Raw genomic sequence first — 1,697 nt, forward strand, 5'->3', positions numbered from 1 at the left:
GAACCAGAACCAGAACCAGAACCAGAACCAGAACCAGAACCAGAACCAGAACCAGCAAATGAATTTGGTGTTCCCCAGGACTCTGATTGGGAAATTGATGAAGCTGCAGATGTGCTCTCTGAACATGAGATACAAACAGATAAACCTGTTGAGACAACGACAGATAACATTGAAGCAGAACTTTCTGGTGAAGATGACACCGAACAAGAATCGGCATTAGCTGGGTTAGAAAGTGACGAAGACTCTGAAAACCTCGAACAAGAGTCACCATTAGCTGGATTAGATATCCCTGCAGAACAGACACAAATAGAAGATGGGGCACCAGAGCAAGAGCTTCTAAAAGTCGAGCCAGAAATAGAAGAAAGCGTAGAACTAGGCAGCATTGATGCAGATGATTTACCGCAGACTGAAGTAAGCGAACCTGAAGTTGAAGATTCAGACTTCGATTTACTAGAGCTAGAGGAAACGGAAGAAGCAGAAGTAATAAGCCCTTTGATGGAAGAGCCGTTAAACGAAGAGTTGTCCGAAGGTAGTGTGTCTGAGCTGGATGCTTCTGCCATTGATGAAGAGAATGAGCTAGAGCCTGAACTCGAGAATGACTTAGACGTCGGTGATATTGATGTTGAAGACATAGAACCCGAAGTGGGTGAGAGTGAAATCGATGAAGCAGATTTTGAATTGCCAGAGTTAGATGAAACTGGTGACATCGAATCTGAAATAACCGTAGAAGAATCTTTAAGCGAGCCACTAGTAGAAGAGGACATCGTTTCTGAGCTGGATGCCCCCGCCATTGACGAAGAGGTCGAGCTGGCCCTTGAGCTCGAAAGTGAATCAGGCATCGGTGATATTGATGATGAAGACCTAGAACAATCTGGGGTAGATGGGACTGAAGTCGATAAGGCAGATTTCGAGTTACCAGAGTTAGATGCAACCAGTGGCATCGAATCAGAATTATCTGCTGAGGAACCTTTAAGCGAGCCATTAGTAGAAGAGGATACCGTTTCTGAACTGGATACTCCTGTTATTGACGAAGAAGTATCATTGGAGCCAGAAACTGCAGAAGGATTAAATCTAGACGATATTGACGTTGACGAGCTTCAGCAACCAGAAGTGGGTGAGATTGACGTCGATGAGGCTGACTTCGATTTACCAGAACTAGAAGAAACGGAAGATTCAGAGCCAAGCCTTTCGCTGGAAGAGCCTTTAAGCGACGAGTTGTCAGCAGAGGATGTGTCTGAACTGGACGCACCTGTCATTGACGAAGAAGTAGCGCTCGAGCCAGAAACTGCAGAAGGATTAAATCTAGACGATATTGACGTTGACGATCTTCAGCAACCAGAAGTGGGCGAAATTAACGTCGATGAGGCTGACTTCGATTTACCGGAACTAGGAGAAGCAGAAGATGCAGAACCAAGCCTTTCGATGGAAGAGCCTTTAAGCGACGAGTTGTCAGAAGAGGATGTGTCTGAACTGGACACACCTGTCATTGACGAAGAAGTAGCGCTCGAGCCAGAAACTGCAGAAGGGTTAAATCTAGACGATATTGACGTTGACGATCTTCAGCAACCAGAAGTAGGTGAGATTGACGTCGATGAGGCTGACGTCGATTTACCAGAACTAGGAGAAGCAGAAGATGCAGAACCAAGCCTTTCGATGGAAGAGCCTTTAAGCGACGAGTTGTCAGAAGAGGATGTGTC

General features: G+C 45.7%; 1 protein-coding gene. It reads left to right on the forward strand.

Annotated features, from left to right (window positions below):
• The coding region (locus tag ACM2FC_RS23435; RefSeq protein ID WP_498483449.1) for a midas domain-containing protein at window positions 1-1,697 on the forward strand (1,697 nt) is incomplete at both ends.

The sequence above is a fragment of the Vibrio sp. A37 genome, assembly GCF_059777565.1.